Origin of the sequence: Martinezella tropici (assembly GCF_008370325.1) — a bacterium.
Taxonomy (GTDB): domain Bacteria; phylum Pseudomonadota; class Alphaproteobacteria; order Rhizobiales; family Rhizobiaceae; genus Rhizobium; species Rhizobium tropici_B.
In genome coordinates this window covers 281981-298636 of record NZ_VNIP01000009.1, presented here as the reverse complement: position 1 = coordinate 298636, position 16656 = coordinate 281981, and the positions used below count along the sequence as shown (strand labels likewise).

The window sequence follows — 16656 nt, the reverse complement described above, 5'->3', positions numbered from 1 at the left end:
CGATGCAAGCTAGAGTCGCGCCATCGTTATCGGCGATCGCAGATCGCCGAAGGCTCTGAAGGAAGGTGTGTTGATGGCTCGGACGTTTCGGGTCGTAGTGTGGTTGGCGGTCATCGGCGCGGTTGGGTATGGCGCTTATGCGGCCCGCGACCGCTGGCTTGGCCCGGCGGAGAAGCTGCTCGGCTATCAGAATGCCGCAGCGCCTGCCGAGCAGGCGCAAGGCGAACGTCGTGGCGGCGGACGAGGTCAAGGCGGTGGCGGCGGGGGACGGCGTAGCCTTTCGCAGTTCAGCGGCCCCGTTCCGGTGCTGGCCGCCGACGCCAAGACCGCCGATGTGCCCGTCTATATCGATGGCGTGGGTTCGGTAAAGGCGTTGAACACCGTCACCGTGCGGGCGCAGGTCAGCGGCAAGATCGTCGAAATCGACTTCGTGGAAGGCCAGGATATCAAAAAGGGCGATGTGATCGCCCGCATCGACGACGGGGTCTATAAGGCACAGCGCGATCAGGCGGTTGCCAAGAAGGCGCAGGACGAAGCGCTGCTTGCCGGCGCTCAACGCGATCTCGCCCGCTTTCAGTTGATGGTGAAGAGCGCGTCCGGCACGCAGCAGCAGGTCGACACCCAGATCTCGCTGGTGGCGCAATATACGGCGCAGGTCCAGGTCGATGTGGCAGCCATCGAAAGCGCGCAGGCAACGCTCGACTATACGACGATCAAGGCGCCCATCGACGGGCGCACCGGCATCCGCAACGTCGATATCGGCAACCTCGTCAGCTCGTCGGATGCGACCGGCATCGTGACGCTGTCGCAGATCAAACCGATCTCCGTGCTGTTTTCCATTCCGCAGCAGCAGCTTGCCCGCATCAATGCGGCAAGCGCGGCCGGAACGCTCGCCGTGCAGGCCATGGGAAGCGATGGCCAGACGGTGGTCGACAACGGCACGCTGGCGGTGGTCGACAACCAGGTCGACCCGACCACCGGCACGGTCAAGCTGAAGGCGAATTTCCCGAACGATAAGCTGGCGCTGTGGCCGGGAGCCTTCGTCAATGCCCGCCTGCTGGTGGAGACGCTGAAGGGCGTTACCGTCATTCCGAGCGGCGCGGTGCAGCGCGGGCCGAACGGCACATTCGTCTATATCGTCAGCCAGGGCGAGACCGTTGCCATGAAGCCGGTCAAGGTGCGTCAGCAGGATGACACGCAGGCCGTCATCGCCGATGGCATATCGCCGGGCGACAAGGTGGTGACCACGGGCTTCGCACGGCTGCAGGACGGTTCGAAAGTGCAGATTTCGGCCAATCCGGATCAGGTGACGCCGAACGCACCGTCAACGGGCAATGGCGGGCAGCCGGTTGCGGAGAATGAGACGCAGAAGAGCCAGGACAAAGCCAATGGCGGCGAGCGGCCGCACCGTCGGCACAACGGCCAAGGTGGTCAAAGCGGCCATCGCGGCCAGGATGGTCAGCCTGCCGCGGGTGAGGGGCAGGGTGCGGATACGAGCGGCAATTCCGCATCCAACAATCCATCCGCCGCGCCGACGCAGCAACAATGAACGTTTCGTCACTCTTCATCTCCAGGCCCATTGCCACCTCGCTTCTCGGGGTCGCGGTACTGCTGGGCGGCATTCTCGGCTTTCTCTTCCTGCCGGTCGCGCCACTGCCGCAGGTGGATTTTCCGACGATCCAGGTGACGACGCAGCTTCCGGGAGCCGATCCCGATACGATGGCGGCGCTGGTGACCGCGCCATTGGAGCGGCCGCTCGGCCAGATCCCGTCGCTCGCCTCCATGACCTCATCGAGCGCCTTCGGCATCAGCCAGATCACGCTGCAATTCGATCTCGGCCGCGATATCGATGGCGCCGCGCAGGATGTCCAGGCGGCGATCAATGCCGCCGGCTCGACCCTGCCGCGCACGCTTCCCTATCCGCCGACCTATTCGAAGGTGAACCCGGCTGATACGCCGATCGTGACGCTCGCCCTGCGCTCCAACAGCTACTCGATCCGCGAGCTCAGCGATTTCGCCGATACGATGATGGCGCAGCGCCTGAGCGAAGTCTCGGGCGTTGGCGACGTCAATATCCAGGGCGGCGTCAAGCCCGCCATCCGCATCCAGGTGGATCTGCCGCGTCTCGCCTCCTATGGCCTGGCGCTCGAGGATATCCGCACCGCCATCACCAATGCCAGCGTCGCCGGCGCCAAGGGTGCGCTCGACGGCACGCAGCAGAGCTTCACGCTTGCCGCCAACGACCAGATCGTCGATCCCAACGTCTATAAATCCGTCATCGTCGCCTACCGCAATAGCGCGCCGGTGCAGTTGAAGGACGTCGCAACCGTTGTCGAGGGGCTGGAAAACAATCGCGTCGGCGCCTGGTATCAGGGGCAGCCCGCGGTCATACTCGACATCATGCGCCAGCCGGGCGCCAACGTCATTCAGACGGTCGAGAACGTGCTGAAGCAGCTTCCGAAGCTGAAGCAGGCGATGCCGGCCGGTATTTCGCTCGATATCGTCAATGACCGCACCGAGACCATCCGGGCTTCGATCCATGACGTGCAATGGACACTGGTCATCAGTATCGGTCTCGTCATCCTCGTGGTTCTGCTGTTCCTGCGGACGATGACCGCAACCTTCATTGCGGGCGTCGCGCTGCCGCTGTCGCTGATCGCGACCTTCGGCGTCATGTGGTTCGCCGGCTTCAGCCTCGACAATCTCTCGCTGATGGCGCTGACCATCGGCACCGGCTTTGTAGTCGACGACGCCATCGTGATGATCGAGAACATCGCCCGCCACATCGAGGAAGGCGAGAACCCGATGCAAGCGGCATTGAAGGGCGCCGGCGAGATAGGCTTCACCATTATTTCGCTCACCGTCTCGCTGGTTGCCGTCTTTATTCCGCTGCTGTTCATGACCGGGATCGTCGGGCGCATGTTCCGCGAATTCGCGCTGACGCTGACCATTGCCGTCGTCGTGTCAGCCGTGGTTTCGCTGACGCTGACGCCGATGATGTGCGCGCGCATCCTGCGCAAGCCCAAGGAGCGGCAAGGCGGTTTCCTGGCCGGCGCCGATCGCTTTACCGAGCGGCTGATCGAAGGCTATCGGCGCAGCCTCGTTTGGGCCGTGGATCGCAGCAGTCTCATGCTGCTGGTGACGGTGGTGACGCTGGCCGCGACGATCGCACTCTATGTCGTCATCCCCAAGGGCTTCCTGCCGGCTCAGGATACAGGGCTGATCACCGCTGTCATCGAGGCCGAGCCGACCACGTCCTTCGAAACGATGAAGCAGATACAGGCCGATGTCGCCGGCCGGCTGCGCAAGGATCCCGATGTCAGCGGCGTCGTCTCCGTCATCGGCACCAGCGCCAGCAATCTGACGCTGAACACGGGCAATCTCAGCCTCGTATTGAAGCCGAGAAACCGGCGTGAGGCTTCCGCCGATCAGATCATCGACCGCATGCGCGACGAGGTCGCCGGCATGCCGGGCATCCACGTCACCTTCCAGAGCGTGCGCGATATCTCGATCAGCACCCGGGCTAGCCGCGCGCCCTATCAGTACACGTTGACGGCGACGGATACGGCGACCGTGGTCGATTGGGCCGCAAAGCTGGCGCAGCGTCTGCAGCAGAGCCCGAAGCTCATCGATGTCTCCTCCGAGGTCGAAATGGGGGGAGGCCGCATTTTCGTCGATGTCGATCGCGAAACTGCTTCGCGCCTCGGCGTGTCGATGCAGGCTATCGGCGATACTTTGAACGATGCCTTCGGCCAGCGGCAGATCGCGACGATCTACGGCCAGGCCAACCAGTATCGCGTCATCCTGGAGGCTGCACCGCAATATCAGTCGGATCCGAAATCGCTCGACAAGCTCTATGTCGCCGGCGCCAGCGATACGCAGGTGCCGCTCAACGCCTTCACGACGGCGAGTTTCACGACCGCGCCGCTGGTCATCAGCCATGACGAGCAGTTTCCCGCCGTGACGCTCAGCTTCGATCTCGCCAAGGGCGCGTCGCTGAGCGATGCCGTGGCCGAGATCAAGGCGGCGGAGCTGGACATCGGCATACCAGACAATATCCAGCGCAAATATTCCGGCGATGCCGAGGAATTCGCCTCGTCGCTTGCGGGCGAGCCCTGGCTGATCCTGGCGGCTGTCGTGACGATCTACATCGTGCTCGGCCTGCTCTATGAGAGCGCCGTTCATCCGGTGACCATTCTTTCGACGCTGCCTTCCGCCGGTGTCGGCGCGCTGCTGGCGTTGATGCTGTTCGGGCAGGATCTATCGATCATCGCGCTGATCGGCATCGTGCTCTTGATGGGCATCGTGAAGAAGAACGCGATCATGATGATCGACTTCGCGCTGGAGGCGGAGCGCAAGGAAGGTCTCGAGCCGCGCGAGGCCATCCTCAAGGCCTCGATCCTGCGTTTCCGGCCGATCATGATGACGACGCTGGCGGCGCTCTTCGGCGCCTTGCCGCTGGCACTGGCTGAGGGTACGGGCGCCGAGCTGCGCATTCCGCTTGGGATCACCATCATTGGCGGGCTGGTGCTTTCGCAGCTCCTGACGCTCTATACGACGCCGGTGATCTATCTGGCTTTCGAACGCCTGCGTGCCCGGATCGTCGGCCGCACCAGCGGCATGCCAAGCACTGAAATGAACGAATTGGCGGGTGACGAGACATGAATATCTCCGAGCCGTTCGTCAAACGCCCGGTCGGGACGACGCTTCTGGCGATCGGGCTGATGATCCTCGGGATCGTCGCCTATCGCTTTCTGCCCGTCGCAAGCCTGCCGACCGTGGACCTGCCGACCATCGTCGTTTCCGCCAGCCGTCCCGGCGCCGATCCCGCCAGCATGGCGGCGAGCGTTGCAGCGCCCCTCGAGCGCCATCTCGGCACCATTGCCGGCGTCACGCAATTGACATCGGTCAGCTCGCTCGGATCGAGCACCATCATCGCGCAATTCGACCTCTCGCGCAGCGTCGATGGCGCCGCCCAGGACGTGCAGGCGGCGCTGAATGCGGCGGCGACCGACCTGCCGGGCGATCTGCCGACCTTGCCCTCGTTCCGCAAGATCAATCCGGCGGCAGCGCCCGTCCTGATCCTAGCGCTGACGTCGGACAATGTCCCTGCAAGCGCCATCTATGATGCAGCCGACACGGTGGTCCTGCAGCGCATCTCGCAGGTGGATGGTGTCGGCGGCGTTACCGTCAGCGGCGCCGACCAGCCGGCCATCCGCGTCAGGCTCGATCCCGACCGGCTCGCGGCCATGGGCCTTTCGCTCGACAGCGTCCGCACGGCAATCGTCAACGCCAATGTGCTCGGTCCCTTCGGTTCGATCGATGGAGCGGGCGGCGCCTTCTCCGTTGCCATGAACAGCCAGCTTCGCACGCCGGAAGCCTATGGAAGGATGATCGTGCAGAGCGGCGACGGGACAGCGGTGCGCCTCTCCGATATCGCCACGGTCGAAGCGGGTGTGCGCAACAGCCGTTCCGATGCCTGGTATGACGGCAAGCCGGCGGTGCTGCTCAATATCACCAAGCAAGCGGACGCAAATGTCATCGCCACCGTCGATGGCGTCAAGCAGCTGATCCCCGAGCTGCAGCGGCTCATCCCTGCCGGGGTGAAAATATCAATCCTTTCCGACCGCACCACGACGATCCATGCCAGCGTCAACGACATGCAATGGACGCTGCTTGCCACCATCTGCCTGGTCATGGCGGTGGTCTTTATCTTCCTGCGGCGCGCCACGCCGACCTTTGCCGCCGGCGTCACCGTGCCTCTGTCGCTTGCCGGAACCTTTGCTGCGATGTGGCTCTTCGGACTGTCGATCGACAATCTCTCCCTCATGGCGCTCGCCGTCTCCGTCGGCTTCGTCGTCGATGACGCCATCGTCATGATCGAGAACATCTATGCCAATCTGGAAACCGGCATGAAGCCCATGCGGGCGGCACTCGAAGGCGCGAAGCAGATCGGCTTCACGGTCATCTCGATCAGCCTGTCGCTGCTTGCCGCCTTCATCCCGCTGTTCTTCATGGGCGGCATCGTCGGCCGCTTCTTTCAGACCTTTTCGCTGACGCTCGGTTTTACGATCGTCGTTTCGACGCTGGTGTCGCTGACGCTGACGCCGATGATCTGCGGCCATCGCCTGCGCCCGCATGATATCGACGCGAAGCCTGGTCCATTCGGCCGCCTCGTCGAGGGCACATTGGGCGCGATTATCGGATTTTACGGCCGCACGCTGAAAGCCGTGCTGCACCATCGGATGCTTTCCGTACTTGTCATCATCGCCTGCGTCGTCATGTCGGGCTATCTCTACGTCAAAGTGCCGAAGGGCTTCATTCCGCAGGACGATACGGGTTTCATTCAGGGCGGAACCGAGGCGGCGACCGATATTTCCTATCCGGCCATGGTGAAGCTGCAACAGCAGGCGGCGGATATCGCCGCGAAAGATCCGGCGGTTTCCGGCATTGGCTCTTCCGTGGGTGGGGGAGGGTTCTCCAGCTCCATCAATCGCGGGCAGCTCTTTATCTCGCTGAAACCGGAAGCGGAGCGTGCGCCGACGGCCGAGGTCATCGAGCGGCTTCGCAAGCAGCTGATGGCTGTTCCGGGGCTCAGCACCTTCCTATTTTCGCCGGGCGATATCCGCGCCGGCGCGCGCCAGTCGCAATCGCAATATCAGTTCACGGTCTGGGGCGCGAACTATGACGAGCTGGTCGAATGGGCGCCCAAGGTGATGCAGCGCCTGCAGACCCTTCACGAGCTGACCGATGTCGCGACCGACAGGCAGCCCAATGGCTTGCAGGCGACCGTCAATATCGACCGCAGCATGGCCTCGCAGCTCGGCGTCAACATCCAGTCGATCGATGCGGCCCTGAACAACGCTTTCGCGCAGCGGCAGATCTCGACGATCTATACGCAGCGCAACCAGTATCGCGTCGTGCTGGAAGCGGATCCGAACTATGCGCTCGACCCCCATGATATTTCCAGGCTCTATGTGCCGGCCTCCGGCGGCAAACAGGTGCCGCTGAGCGCTGTCGCATCGATCGATCGAACGCTTGCGCCGCTGGTGGTCAACCATCAGGGTCAGTATCCGGCGGTGACCATTTCCTACAATCTGGCGCTCAATACGCCGCTGCAGGTGGCGAACGATGCCATCCAGAAAGCGGTGCTGGACATGCACCTACCCGATACGCTGCATGCGGATTTTGCCGGCGATGCCGCAAGCGTCACGCAATCGTCCGGCAGCCAGCCGCTGCTGCTTCTGGCGGCGCTGCTGACGGTCTACATCGTTCTCGGCATTCTCTATGAAAGTCTGGCGCATCCGCTGACGATCATCTCGACGCTGCCGTCGGCCGGTCTCGGTGCACTGCTGGCGCTTGCTATCAGCGGCACGGAGCTGACGCTGATCGCCTTCATCGGCATCATCCTCCTGATCGGCATCGTCAAGAAGAACGGCATCATGATGGTGGACTTCGCCCTGCAGGGCGAGCGCACTCTCGGCCTGTCTTCGGAGGAAGCCATCTATCAGGCATGCCTCAAGCGTTTTCGGCCGATCCTGATGACGACGCTCGCGGCGCTGATGGGCGCGATCCCGCTGATCATCGCCACCGGCCCGGGCTCGGAGCTGCGCCGCCCGCTCGGCATCACCATCGTCGGCGGCCTTGTCGTGTCGCAGGTATTGACGCTCTATACCACGCCGATCATCTACCTGATGCTTGCCAGGCTGCATGCAAGATGGTCGCCGAAGGCGCAGACTGCGGCGCCGGTTCCGGCTTCGTCGAGCTGACGAACGGATCGCGGATTGCGATCTCCAAAACGACTGGCCCCTTATCCGACCTCCTGAGCTTGTCGAAGGGTGGGCCACCTTCTCACCGAGGGGCAGGGCCATCCCATATGGAATGAGGCTGTTGCCGCATCCCCCTTCTCCCCTCGGGGAGAAGGTGCCGCCAGGCGGATGAGGGGTGCCTGCCAAGAGCACGAAAACTCCCGTATTCAAATCGGTCAGCCCCTCATCCGACCCTTCGGGCCACCTTCTCCCCGAGGAGAGAAGGAACTTGCGGCACCGACGTGCCTCGTATGCGATTGCCCTGCCAAGGGGAGAGGGAACTTATAATGCCAAAGGGCTCCCGCTTATCACGGGAGCCCTTTGATTCAATCGCGAGCGGGCAACCCGCTCGTTAGTGCGTGGCGCTGCCGCTGTCGGTTGCCGCCGCTTCTGGCGCCGTCGGCACGACCTTGCCCTTGAAGATGCGGCGCACCGAGACAAAGAGCAGCGGGATGAAGAAGATGCCGAGCACGGTTGCCGAGATCATGCCGCCCATGACGCCGATGCCGATCGAGTTCTGGCTACCGGAACCGGCCCCGTTGGCGATCGCCAGCGGCATGACGCCGAGGATAAAGGCGAGCGAGGTCATGAGGATCGGCCGCAGGCGCTGGCGCGATGCTTCCAGCGTGGCGTCGATCAGGCTCTTGCCCTGGTTCTGCTGCTCGATGGCGAATTCGACAATCAGGATGGCGTTCTTCGCCGCCAGACCTATGGTCGTCAAAAGGCCGACCTTGAAGTAGACGTCGTTCGACTGGCCAAACAGGGTTGCAGCCAAGAGCGCGCCGAAGATGCCGATCGGAACCGACAGCATGACGGCGAGCGGAATCGACCAGCTCTCATAGAGGGCGGCAAGCGCCAGGAACACCACCAGGATGGAGATGGCGTAGAGCTGGGTCGCCTGGTTGCCCGAGAGCTTTTCCTGGGCCGAGAGGCTCGTCCATTCGTGGCTGAAGCCCGGCGGCAGGGTCGCCATGATCTTGTCGATCTCGTTCATGGCGTCGCCCGAGGAAACGCCCGGCGCTGCTGAGCCCTGGATTTCGACGGCGGAGGAGCCGTTATAGCGCTCCAGGCGCGGCGAACCGTAACTCCATTCGCCGTTCGAGAAGGCCGAGAAGGGCACCATGTCGCCGCTGGAATTGCGCACGTACCAGCGACCGAAATCCTCGGGCTGCATGCGGAAATCCTTGTTAGCCTGTACGTAAACCTTCTTCACGCGACCGCGGTCGATGAAGTCGTTGACATAGGTGCCACCCCAGGCCGCCGACAAGGTCGTGTCGATGTCGGAGAGGGTGATGTTCAGTGCGCTCGCCTTTTCCTGGTCGATATTGACCGAATATTGCGGTGTGTCTTCCTGGCCGTTCGGACGGGTGCCGAAGAGCTTCGGATTCTTGCCGGCGGCCCCGAGCAACTGGTTGCGGGCGGCGATCAGTGCCGCGTGACCGGCACCGTTGATATCCTTGATGAAGAAGTCGAAGCCGCTCGAGCTGCCGAAGCCGGGGATGGCCGGCGGCGCCAGCGCGAAGACGCTGCCGTCCTTGATTTTCGAGAAGGCACCCATGGCGCGGCCGGCAATTGCCTGCGCCTTGGATTGCGGCGTCTTGCGTTGGTCGAAGTCCTTCAGCCGGACGAAGACGATACCGACATTCTGGCCCTGACCGCTGAAGCCGAAGCCGGCGACAGCGAATGCGCCTTCGACATAGTCCTTCTCGGTGTTGAGATAATAGTTCCTCACCTGATCGAGCACGGCCTTGGTGCGTAAATCCGTGGCGCCCGGCGGCAGCTGAATGGCGGTCAGCAGGATGCCCTGGTCTTCATCCGGCAGGAAGGAGCTCGGCAGGCGGTTGAACAGAGCAGCAACGGCACCGCCGATGAGGACGAATACCAGCAGGAAGACGATGCTGAGGCGGATCATGCCGTGCACGCCACGCTGATAGCGATGCGTCGCCCGCTCGAAGTTGCGATTGAACCAGCCAAACAGACCGCGCTCTCTGGCGCCATGCTTGGGCTTTCTCAAAATGGTGGCGCAAAGGGCGGGCGTCAGGATGAGAGCAACGATGACGGACAGCACCATCGCGGAGACGATCGTCACCGAGAATTGCCGGTAGATGACGCCCACCGAACCCGAGAAGAAGGCCATCGGGATGAAAACGGCCGAAAGCACGGTTGCGATGCCGATCAGCGCGCCGGTGATTTCCTGCATCGACTTGATCGTCGCCTCGCGCGGCGACAATCCCTCTTCCTCCATCACGCGCTCGACATTCTCGACGACGACGATGGCATCGTCGACAAGCAGGCCGATGGCGAGCACCATGCCGAACATGGTCAATGTATTGATCGAGTAGCCGAACAGCGCCAGCACGCCGAAGGTGCCGAGAAGCACGACCGGGACGGCGAGCGTCGGGATGAGCGTGGCGCGGATGTTCTGCAGGAAGACGAACATGACGATGAAGACGAGCACGATGGCTTCGAAGAGCGTCTTGACCACGTCCTCAATCGACAGCTTCACGAAGGGCGTCGTATCGTAGGGATAGACAATCTCTACGTTCGGCGGCAGCGTCTGGCTGAGATTGTTGATGGTCGTGCGGACGGCTTCCGCCGTATTGATGGCATTGGCGCCCGAGGCCAGCATCACGGCCAGGCCGGCTGAGGGATGGCCGTTATAGGTGCTCGACGTCGTATAGCTTTCGGCACCGAGCTCGACGGTCGCGACATCGTTGAGGCGAACCAGCGAGCCATTGGACTGGCTCTTGAGGATGATGTTGTTGAACTGCTCAGGCGTCTGCAGGCGGCTCTTGGCCGTGACGGTCGCGTTGAGCTGCTGACCCTTGCGCTGTGGCAGGGCACCGATCTGACCGGCCGAAACTTGCGAATTCTGCGACTCGATCGCGCTGGTGACGTCGCTCACCATCAGCTGATATTTGGCGAGTTTGTCGGGATCCACCCAGATGCGCATCGCATAGCCGGAACCGAAGATCTGCGTATTGCCAACGCCTTCGATGCGCTTCAGCGTGTCGTTGAGCGTGCTGGAAACATAGTCGGCGAGGTCATTCGAGTTAAGCTTGCCGTCGGTCGACACGAAGCCCACGACCATCAGGAAGTTCGACGTCGACTTGGAAACGGTGATGCCCGTGGATTGCACGGTCTGCGGCAGCTGTGCTGTGACGAGCTGCAGCTTGTTCTGCACCTGCATCTGCGCGACGTCGGCATCGGCCTTGTTGGTGAAGGTCAACGAGATCGAGGCCTGGCCCGTCGAGGTCGAGGTCGAGGTCATGTAGTCGAGGTTGTCGATACCCGTCATGCCCTGCTCGATGACCTTGGTCACCGAGTTTTCGACGGTCGCCGCGTCAGCCCCGGAATAGGTGGCGCTGATGCTGACCGTCGTCGGCGCGATTTGCGGATATTGCGAGATCGACAGGGTGAAGATCGACAGCGCACCCGCCAGCATGATGACGATGGCGATAACCCAGGCAAAGATCGGCCGGTCAATGAAGAAACGAGACATTGAACCACCTCACTTCTGAGCGCCGGAGGCGGCTTTGGTATCGGTCTTTTCCAGACCAGCCTGCTCCGTTGACGGCTTGCTGTCGGCGGCAGCCTGCTTTACCTCGCCGGTGGCATCGTCGATCGTCACCGGAGAAACCGTGACTTCCTGCCCGTCGCGGACGCGCTGGATGCCTTCGACGATGACACGATCACCATCCTTGACGCCTTCGGCGATAAGCCAGCTGTTGCCGATGCTGCGCTGAACTTTCAGCACCCGCTGCTGTACCTTGCCGTCGGTGGTCACGAACATGGCGATCGGTTCGCCCTTCGTGTTGCGGGTCACGGCGCGCTGCGGCACCACGAAGCTGTTTTCGGCAATGCCTTCCTGAATGGTGGCGCGAACATACATGCCCGGCAGCAGGATGCGATCCGGATTGGGGAAGACAGCGCGCACCGTGATGGTGCCGACGGTTTCAGCGACGGAGGATTCCGCAAATTCCAGCCTGCCGGTTTCCTTGTACTGGCTGCCGTCTTCGAGCGTCAGATGTACGGAGACATTGTCGCCGCTGGTCTTCAGCCGACCGTCGGCAATGGCACGACGGAATTCGAGCAGGTTGGTGCTCGACTGCGTGACGTCGACATTGATCGGATCGAGCTGACGAATGGTGGTCAGTGCTGTCGTTTGCTCGGCGGTGACGAGGGCGCCGACGGTGACTGCCGAAGCGTCGACGCGGCCGCCGATCGGCGCGCGCATCTTGGTGTAGTCGAGATTGATGCGTGCTGTTTCAAGGGCCGCTCTTGCGGACGCCACGTCGGCGTTCGCCTGAGCCAAAGTGGAAAGCGCGTCATCCAGATTTTGCTTGCTGACCGCGTCCTGCGCCGTCAGGCTCTTATAGCGATCTACCTTCGACTGTGCGCTCGGAACGGCCCCTTCCGCCTTCTGCAGGGATGCGGTGGCGCTGTCATAGGATGCCTGGTAGGAGGCAGGATCGATTTCATAGAGCACATCGCCCGCTTTGACCTCGCTGCCTTCCTTGAAATTGCGGCTGCGAATGATGCCGCCGACCTGCGGCCGCACTTCGGCAACGAGATAGGCGCTGGTGCGGCCCGGCAGTTCGGCGGTAATTGCGACAGATTGCGGATGCAGCGACATCGCGCTGACTTCGGTCTTGACGGCCGGCGCGTTGTTCTGGGCGGCTTTCTGCTCGTTGCAGCCGGCAAGCAGCACCGTCGCGGCGACACCTGCAGCGACTATCGCGACGCGGGTGGCCGGAAAACGGGAGGATACACTTGTGTATGCGGATGCGGAGGTGAGGGAGGCAAGCTTTCGCACGTTGCTATTTCCTGTTGCCTTATTTATAGTACCAACTCGTACAGAAAATATTTATACTGCTTCAAATGTCAATCGCATTCGGCTGTTGGGGTCGAGATGGAAGTGCTGACAAAAGAACGAGCAGGCAAGGCGGATCAGGCCGCCAAGCGACGACCGCGTGGCCGCCCGAAAACGGCGAATGACGACGCGCGCCGCGCGGAGATCGTCGGGGTGGCGCGCACTACTTTCTATGAACTTGGTTACGGCCGTACGACGATGGATCTCGTTGCCGCCAGATGCAGGATTTCAAAACAGACCCTCTACAAGTTGTTTCCGAGCAAGGCCGACTTGTTCACGGCGATCATTGCCGAACACCGAGCATCCATGCTGGCCCTCCCGCGCGATCCCGACGAGAATCTACCCCTTGCCGAGGCGCTTGAGCAGATCTTCATGATCGATATGGATGAAGGCCAGGAGCGCGAACGCGAAGTTTTCATCCATCTTGCCATCAGCGAAGCGCAGCAATCCCCGGAGATTGCGATGCTGTTGCACACCTATGGCGCCAAGCAATCGCAGCAAATGCTTGCCGACTGGCTCAGTCAGCAGCAAAGACGTGGCCTGATCGAGATTGCCGATGTGGCCAGCGGCGCGCGTATGCTGATGAACATGATCTTCGGTGCCATGCTTTCCAAGCCGGGTCATCCGAGCGACTGGCCGGACCGTGAAACGCGGCTGCGCCATCTGCGCCAATGCATCTCGATTTTTGTTGCGGGCGTGCAGCCGCGCAAGGACGCTCGGTAGCCCGTCTGTACGGTAATCTTCCTACACAAAATAACAATGCCGACATGGCGGGTTGAAACCATGTCGGCATCGTTCGAGATCCCGGCGGGAGCCGGAAGGGATTAGAGCGGTTCAGCTTTTCACGGAACATCTGAACCGCTCTATCGCTTTGTTGTCTCGCAATTTCGGGCGGAAAACCGCTATGTACTTTTCCTGAAATTGCTTTAGCTCAGTGTGCCACCACGTTTGCCATGTCCGTACCCTCGTCGAACGAGGGATTCGGCAAGCCATTCGCATACATTTCCTGCAGCACGGCCCCCAGCGCCAGATCCAGGCACCAGACCGGGAATTCCGCATTCAGGGTCTTGGCGCTCTGCCTTGCATAGGTGATGAGCCGAGCGATTGATGCCAGTTCCTTGAGCGAGTCTGGATCCTGGTGCGCTGCTCCGATCGAAAGTACTGCTGTCATTTCATGCCCTCTATTGCCCCGTTCCCGGCGGACGAATCGTGCCCCGTCCGGGAACATGAGCAAACCGTAACGGATGTTTTGCAGCTTGGCGCGTGACATGCAGCGTGACACGAGGCCTGATTGCGGCAAAATCTTGTCTTTGCAATTTCAGGGCGTGAAACGGTTTAAAACGCGAGCGGCGAAAGGGAAGGGCAAGAAATATCCCGGCGCCGGATGCCTGGCCCGATATGGCCTCGGCTGCCGCTGCCGTCCGCAGGACGGTTCGGCACCGGGCCAGAATGTCGGGCCTCACGGCGTGTTTCGGGCTGGCGCAGGTACTATGCCCGTGGCCCTTTTGTCAGGAGGCCGGAGCTCAGTTGCGAAGGCTTGCCGAGATGTTCGCTGTCTGAGGTATATGGTCTGTCAGGGAATCGGACGCATTTGCCAGCGACTTCACCAACATCAGCACAGACTGGCGAACGCTGGGATCGTTGATCTTCATGAACGCCTTGTTGAGGTTCAGGCCCTCTTTCGAGGTCAGGAAGTCCGACAGATCCTCGAGGCCGTTGATCGCGCCGAGGCCGTCCGTGTTCAGCGGCTGTGTATTGTCCTGCTGGAAGAAGAAGGCAACCGGCACGGCCAGCACGCCAGCGATCGCCTGCAGCCGGCTGGCACCGATGCGATTGGTGCCTTTTTCGTATTTCTGTACCTGCTGAAAGGTGACGCCAATCTGCTCAGCGAGCCGCTCCTGACTCATGCCGAGCATAAGTCGACGCGTGCGCACGCGAGAGCCAACATAGGCATCGATCGGGTTAGGTACTTTTGCACTCACTGCGCAATCTCCTCATCAAATAGGGGACCTAGCGGATATGACCTCACCCCAGAGACTCGGGAGTAAGATTCGGGTGCTCTATCTGCCCGCAAAATGTGCGCTAAATGTGGGTAGAATTCAACCAAGAGTCATTTTCTGTAATATTTTGTAATCCCATCGTCATATACCCACAGAAAAATCCGATGCGCATCAATGCGTATCAGCGCGCTAATGCGGATTGAAAATGGAAGACGATTTGCAGTTACGCACCGGGCAGAGGGGATTGTCTTTCGTCGGGATGGAGGCGCGTGCGGCATAGCCGCCCAAGCCACATTGGCCGTCGTCGGCGACGTACCGGTCATACAGCACGCTACGGCCGTCTCGCGAAGGATAGCGAAATATTGCGGCGCGCTCGCCGGCGATTAGCTGCTGCACGGACGCGCAAGTTTTGCCCGACGACTCGTAGCGCGAGATGGCCGATGCGGGTCCGGCCATCGAGATGGTCGCCAGAACTAAGGCTGTGGCAATGATCCTCATGGATGGTCCCCCGGTGAAAGCACTCAATCCAAAATAGTCGCGCTAAGGGAAATGCCAAGATGGGGCGACGCTTCTCGCTGTACGATGATCCGGCTTCTCGTTCGCAGATGTTCCCGTGCGGTTTGTGGATAGGGAAGGCTGCTTTCAGCTCAATGAAAGGTTGGATGTGCATGTCTTTCACGCTTCAGGAGGAAGCCCGCGCTGTATTGTCATCAATCGGCGCCGGTACACAATGGAGAGGAGGACTTCATGCGTGCATCAAGCATTCTTAAATATTCGACGGCGTTGTCCCTTGCGATAGCTGCGGCCGCGCTTGCGGCAACGGCGGCACAGGCGGCAGACAAGATTTCGATCATGGTGGGCGGTTACGAAAAGCAGATCTACCTGCCGGCCAAGCTCGCCGAAGGGCTCGGCTATTTCAAGGACGAGGGTCTGAACGTCGAGCTTCTCAATGAGCCTGCCGGCGTCGATGCCGAGAACGAAATGCTCGCCGGCGCCGTCCAGGGCGTCGTCGGCTTTTACGATCACTGCATAGACCTTCAGGGCAAAGGCAAGTTCGTCGAATCCGTCGTGCAGTTTAGCCAGGCGCCGGGTGAGGTCGAACTGGTGTCGGCCAAGCATCCGGAGATCAAGTCCCCCGCCGACTTCAAGGGCAAGAACCTCGGCGTCACCGGCCTCGGTTCCTCGACCAACTTCCTGACGCAGTATCTGGCCATCAAGGCCGGCCTGAAGCTCGGGGAATTCACCTCCGTTCCGGTCGGTGCCGGTCAGACATTTATCGCCGCCATGCAGCAGGACGCCATCCAGGCCGGCATGACGACGGAGCCGACGGTCTCTCGTCTCCTGAAGACCGGTGAGGCCAAGGTTCTGATCGACATGCGCACGATGGATGGAACAAGAGCCGCTCTGGGCGGGACTTATCCTGCCGCATCACTTTACATGCAGGAGTCGTGGGTCAAGAATCACAAGGAAGATGTGCAGAAGCTTGCGAATGCTTTCGTCAAGACGCTGCATTTCATCAACACCCATTCGGCCGCCGAGATTGCCGACAAGATGCCGAAAGACTTCTATGTCGGTGATAAGGAAGGCTACGTGAAGGCGCTCGAAAACGGCAAGGCCATGTTCACGCCTGACGGTGTGATGCCGGAGGATGGCCCCAAAACCGTCCTCGCCGTTCTCTCCGAGTTTTCCAAGAACGTCCAGGGCAAGTCGATCGACCTGTCGAAGACTTATACGACTGAGTTCGTCAAGAACGCTAAATAGCGCGTAGTATTGTTCCCGGCATTGACCGGGCGCTTCGGGTTTCTCGTCCGATCCCGAAGGTGAAGACAAGCACCGGCAGCCATATTTGTGCTGCCGGTGCCGATGAAATAAAATTGCAATGTCGCCTTATGGAGATCGTGCGCTGAAAGCTGACTGAAAGGTTGCCCACGTTAGGCTCGCTGAGCTTCGTGGAGGAAGCGCCTTTCTAAAGCGT

General features: G+C 61.2%; 10 protein-coding genes. 5 read left to right on the top strand and 5 right to left on the bottom strand.

Annotation, left to right across the window (positions count from 1 at the left end; translation table 11 throughout):
- Nucleotides 1-73: 73 nt before the first annotated feature.
- Genes FP026_RS18285 through FP026_RS18275 form a run of 3 tightly spaced genes read left to right on the top strand, consistent with a single transcriptional unit; the run spans nucleotide 74 to nucleotide 7769 of the window.
- A complete protein-coding gene (locus FP026_RS18285; RefSeq protein WP_149636042.1) occupies nucleotides 74-1549 on the top strand; it encodes an efflux RND transporter periplasmic adaptor subunit in 1476 nt (491 codons plus the stop codon).
- Nucleotides 1546-4665 carry an efflux RND transporter permease subunit gene (locus FP026_RS18280; RefSeq protein ID WP_149636041.1) on the top strand — a complete coding sequence of 1040 codons (3120 nt, stop codon included), beginning with the start codon at nucleotides 1546-1548 and terminating at the stop codon, nucleotides 4663-4665. Before FP026_RS18285 ends, FP026_RS18280 begins: the two co-directional genes overlap by 4 nt.
- On the top strand, nucleotides 4662-7769 hold the full coding sequence (locus FP026_RS18275) for an efflux RND transporter permease subunit (RefSeq protein WP_149636040.1): 3108 nt from the start codon (nucleotides 4662-4664) through the stop codon (nucleotides 7767-7769). Before FP026_RS18280 ends, FP026_RS18275 begins: the two co-directional genes overlap by 4 nt.
- Before the next feature lie 391 nt (nucleotides 7770-8160).
- Here the strand turns inward: FP026_RS18275 and FP026_RS18270 are convergent, their stop codons facing one another.
- Together FP026_RS18270 and FP026_RS18265 are read right to left on the bottom strand one after the other, a co-directional pair.
- Entirely contained in the window at nucleotides 8161-11310 is a 3150-nt protein-coding gene (locus FP026_RS18270) for an efflux RND transporter permease subunit (protein ID WP_149636039.1), read from the bottom strand.
- A 9-nt stretch (nucleotides 11311-11319) separates the two neighbouring features.
- Nucleotides 11320-12624: an efflux RND transporter periplasmic adaptor subunit gene (locus tag FP026_RS18265; protein WP_149636038.1), complete on the bottom strand. Its 1305-nt coding sequence runs from the start codon at nucleotides 12622-12624 to the stop codon at nucleotides 11320-11322.
- A gap of 96 nt (nucleotides 12625-12720) precedes the next feature.
- Between FP026_RS18265 and FP026_RS18260 the strand changes: the two genes are divergently transcribed.
- Nucleotides 12721-13404: a TetR/AcrR family transcriptional regulator gene (locus FP026_RS18260; protein WP_149636037.1), complete on the top strand. Its 684-nt coding sequence runs from the start codon at nucleotides 12721-12723 to the stop codon at nucleotides 13402-13404.
- A 208-nt stretch (nucleotides 13405-13612) separates the two neighbouring features.
- On the opposite strand, the gene FP026_RS18255 is transcribed toward FP026_RS18260, so the two are convergent.
- From FP026_RS18255 to FP026_RS18245, 3 genes are all read right to left on the bottom strand, one after another.
- The gene (locus tag FP026_RS18255) at nucleotides 13613-13852 is read right to left on the bottom strand and encodes a hypothetical protein (RefSeq protein WP_149636036.1); all 240 of its coding nucleotides are present in this window, start codon (nucleotides 13850-13852) and stop codon (nucleotides 13613-13615) included.
- A gap of 352 nt (nucleotides 13853-14204) precedes the next feature.
- Nucleotides 14205-14663, bottom strand: a complete 459-nt coding sequence (locus FP026_RS18250) for a helix-turn-helix domain-containing protein (RefSeq protein WP_149636035.1) — start codon at nucleotides 14661-14663, stop codon at nucleotides 14205-14207.
- 207 nt (nucleotides 14664-14870) lie between these two features.
- Nucleotides 14871-15179, bottom strand: coding sequence for a hypothetical protein (locus FP026_RS18245; protein ID WP_149636034.1), 309 nt, complete (start codon nucleotides 15177-15179; stop codon nucleotides 14871-14873).
- Nucleotides 15180-15428: 249 nt separating this feature from the next.
- Here FP026_RS18245 and FP026_RS18240 point away from each other — a divergent pair, with 249 nt between their 5' ends.
- Nucleotides 15429-16442 carry an ABC transporter substrate-binding protein gene (locus FP026_RS18240; protein ID WP_149636033.1) on the top strand — a complete coding sequence of 338 codons (1014 nt, stop codon included), beginning with the start codon at nucleotides 15429-15431 and terminating at the stop codon, nucleotides 16440-16442.
- Nucleotides 16443-16656: the final 214 nt, after the last annotated feature.